The sequence below is a fragment of the Enterobacter cloacae complex sp. P13B genome, from assembly GCF_014895915.1.
In the GTDB taxonomy this organism is placed as follows: Bacteria; Pseudomonadota; Gammaproteobacteria; order Enterobacterales; family Enterobacteriaceae; genus Enterobacter; species Enterobacter bugandensis.
On sequence record NZ_JADBQN010000089.1, the window covers coordinates 1 to 3,007 of the forward strand.

Sequence of the window (3,007 nt, forward strand, 5' to 3'; positions counted from 1 at the left end):
GCGGCAGCGCGATGCCGCTGATGGCGAGCGAGCCCGCCGCGGCGAGGAAGAAACGCCAGGACTGAAGGGCGTGGCGCTCTTTTGGGTCGGCGGTGATCACCCCCGGCATGGCGCAGTACGGGACGTTAACGAAGGTGTAAACCAGGGTCAGGAGAATGTAGGTCGCGCAGGCGTAGATGATTTTGCCCTGCGCGGAGAAGTCCGGCGTATAGAAGGTCAGCATGCAGACGATGCCAAACGGGATGGCGCCCCACAGCAGGAACGGGCGGAACTGGCCGTGCCGCGTGCGGGTGCGGTCGACCAGCAGCCCCATCAGCGGGTCGGTCACGGCGTCGAGCACGCGGGAGACTAAAAACAGCGTGCCCATAATGCCCGCGGAGAGACCAAACACGTCGGTGTAGAAATAGGCCAGCAGGAACATCGTGGCCTGCCAGACGAAGCCGCAGGCGGTGTCACCCAGCCCGTAGCCAATTTTGTCTTTCATGGTTAATTGCGTCATCAGAATTACACCCTTTGGTAGTGTGCTGAATTACAACATCGTGTTAATGGAGTGTAATGAGCTGTTCAATTAACCAGCAATGGTCATATCTTATTTCTGAATTACGTTATTTTGCTTTTGTGACGCCAACGATATATCGCAACGTATTGTTTAAATTAACAAATTACAGATGCGTAAAAGCCGCCCACGGAATATTTTCCGTAGACGACAATCGCGTGAAAAATAATTAAATGCCGAGCGCTTTTTTACCGGCGTTAATTACCTCAATAATTTTATCGGTGTCATAAATACAGCCTTTCCAGGTGCCGCCGCTCACCGACTGCAATGCCGCCCACAGCCGGGTATCGTCCGGCAAAAAGTCGTGGGCGTGCAGGTCCGGGTGCGTCTGCCGCAGCGCCAGCTCGCGTGCGCCCTCCTCCGGCGTCAGCGGGTTATCCGCGGTGCCGATAAAGTTCACGCTGCCTGTTAATGTCAGTCGGTCGACGGCAATCTCGATGATGTCGTTATCGCGCAGCTTGCCAATCGGCCCGCCCGCCAGCGCCTCCGGCGACACGTGCCCGAAGCAGGCGCCCGTCGACACGCCCGAGAAGCGCGCATCGGTGATTAACGACACCGTCTTGCCCCACGAGATATGCTTCAGCGCGGAGGTGAGCTGGTAGGTCTCCTCCATGCCGGTGCCGGACGGCCCGCCGCCGATCACCACCATGATATCCCCCTGCTTAATCTCTTCCCGCTTGATGGCCTTGATCGCCTGCGCTTCCGAGACGAACACCCGCACCCGGCCGGTGTGGCGGTAAACGCCATCGTCATCCACCACCGACGGGTCGATCGCCGTGGCCTTGATTACCGAACCTTCCGGCGCGATGTTGCCCGTCGGGAAGCAGACCGTCGAGGTCAGCCCTTTCGCTTTGGCCTTCTCCGGCGGCAGGATCACGTCATCCGGCTCCACGCCGTCCTGCTCTCGCAGGCACTGGCGGAAGCGCTTACGGCGCTCGGACGTCTGCCACCAGTCGAGGTTCTCACCCACCGTCTGGCCGGTGACGGTCATGGCGTCCAGATGCAGCAGGCCGAGATCGCGCAGGTGGAGCATCACTTCCGGCACGCCGCCTGCGAGAAACGCGCGCACGGTCGGGTGGTAGTCCGGGCCGTTGGGCAGCACGCTCACCAGACGCGGAACCCTGCGGTTGACGCGCGTCCAGTGCTCTACGTCCGGAATAGAGCAGCCCGCCGCGTGGGCGATGGCCGGAATGTGCAGCAGTAAGTTCGTGGAACCGCCGAACGCCGCGTGGATCACCATGGCGTTTTCGATGGCTTTATCGGTGAGGATATCGCGCGTGGTGATGCCGCGGTTATCCAGCTCGCTCACCGCCCGCGCCGACTGGCGGGCGATCTCCAGCCACACCGCCTGCCCGGACGGTGCCAGCGCGGAGTGCGGCAGCGCCAGCCCCAGCGCTTCCGCCACCACCTGCGAGGTGCCCGCCGTGCCGAGGAACTGACACCCGCCGCCCGGCGACGCGCAGGCGCGACAGCCGAGCTCGGCGGCCTCCTGCAAGGAGAGCTCGTGGTTGGCAAAGCGCGCGCCGATGGTCTGCACCTTGCCCGCATCTTCCCCCACGGTCGGCGGCAGCGTCGCCCCGCCCGGCACCAGAATGGTCGGCAGGTCGTGCATGGAGGCCAGCGCAATCATGGTGGCGGGCAGCCCTTTATCGCAGGTGGCCACGCCGATCGCCGCCCGGCGCGTGGGCAGGGAGCGGATCAGACGGCGAAACACGATCGCCGCATCGTTACGATACGGCAGGGAGTCGAACATGCCGTGTGTGCCCTGCGAGCGCCCATCGCACGGATCGCTGACGAAGGCCGCAAACGGGATCCCGCCGTTGCGGGTGATCTCCTTCGCCGCCGCCTGCATCTGCATGCCGATTTCCCAGTGCCCGGTGTGGTAGCCCAGCGCAACCGGGCGTCCATCTCCGGCGCGGATGCCGCCCTGGGTGCCGATGATCAGCACCTCTTTGCCGGTCAGCTTGTTGGCGTCCCAGCCCATCCCGGCGTTCTGCGTCATGCCGAACAGGTTGCCGCTGGGGGATTCCATCAGCATCTGCGGGGTCAGCGGCAGCGCGCCCTGCGGCCCCGCCGCGTGGGTGATCACCGCATAAAACGCATCGTCCTGTGGGGTGAAAATTTTCTCAATGGTCATCGTTATCGTCCGGCTCAGCAGAGCTTGAGCTGTTGCAGCAGGGTTTTCAGCTGCGCCTTACGCGGCTCGTCCAGCGGCGTGGCGGGCGGCAGCACGTGCGTGGAGACAGGACGACCACAAAGCACGATCGCCTCTTTAATGACGTTCACAAACGGCGTATCCAGCTGATACATCTGCGGGATTTGCAGCAGGGTCTGATGATACTCAGCCGCTTTCGCCACGTCTTTATCCCGCCAGGCTTTCAGAAGATTCACCGACACCTGCGGGGCAAAGTTGCCGCTCGCCGAAATCGCCCCGTCGCCGCCGAGCAGCAG

At 62.8% G+C, this 3,007-nt stretch carries 2 protein-coding genes and 1 pseudogene; all 3 read right to left on the reverse strand.

Going from position 1 to position 3,007, the window contains the following annotated elements:
• On the reverse strand, positions 1-499 hold a 499-nt coding region (locus tag IM273_RS21915; protein ID WP_193055628.1), incomplete at its 3' end, for a glycoside-pentoside-hexuronide (GPH):cation symporter.
• 226 nt (positions 500-725) lie between these two features.
• Positions 726-2,693, reverse strand: a complete 1,968-nt coding sequence (gene yagF / locus IM273_RS21920; protein WP_193051909.1) for a xylonate dehydratase YagF — start codon at positions 2,691-2,693, stop codon at positions 726-728.
• Between the two features lie 14 nt (positions 2,694-2,707).
• Positions 2,708-3,007 (reverse strand): annotated as a pseudogene (gene yagE, locus IM273_RS21925) (2-keto-3-deoxygluconate aldolase); the annotation flags it as partial.

Excerpts from the sequence above, each read along its gene's own strand:
- yagF (WP_193051909.1), bottom strand. The coding sequence starts at position 2,693 with ATGACCATTGAGAAAATTTTCACCCCACAGGACGATGCGTTTTATGCG.